Genomic DNA, 474 nt, shown 5'->3' with positions numbered 1-474 from the left:
CCGTACACCGGCCCCGCCAGCACGATGGCCGGGATGGCGGCGATGAAGCCGTAGATCATGGTGGCGCCCACGTTCGTCTTCAGCGTGGCGATCGCCGTCAGCGGGCCTGGATGGGGCGGCACCATGCCGTGCATGGCCGCCAGGGCGGCGATCACCGGCACGCCGACGTACACGTAGGCCGAACCGGTGCCTTCCTGCTCGGCCTCCAGCCTCCGGGCCACGCCGAAGATCAGCGGCAGCAAGACGACCAGCCCGACCTCGAAGAACATCGGTATGCCGACGATGAAGGCCACGCCGGCCATCGCCCATGGCAGCGCCTTCCGCGAAGCGCGCTCCAGGATGGCATTCGCCAGGCTGTCGGTGACGCCGGAATCCGCCAGGATCTTGCCGAGCATGGCGCCCAGCGCCACCACCAGTCCGACCGCGCCCAGCGTCTTGCCCGCGCCTACGGAAATCGCGCTGACCAGCTTGTCC

At 69.4% G+C, this 474-nt stretch carries 1 protein-coding gene; it reads right to left on the bottom strand.

Going from position 1 to position 474, the window contains the following annotated elements; all coding sequences use genetic code 11:
* Positions 1-474: GntP family permease (locus K9U40_RS23530; RefSeq protein WP_282892481.1), on the bottom strand; the 474-nt coding region annotated here is incomplete at both ends.

Origin of the sequence: Xanthobacter autotrophicus (genome assembly GCF_030015065.1) — a bacterium.
Classification (GTDB): domain Bacteria; phylum Pseudomonadota; class Alphaproteobacteria; order Rhizobiales; family Xanthobacteraceae; genus Xanthobacter; species Xanthobacter autotrophicus_D.
The sequence above is the reverse complement of the archived record's forward strand: the minus strand, read 5'-3'. Positions and strand labels throughout refer to the sequence as shown.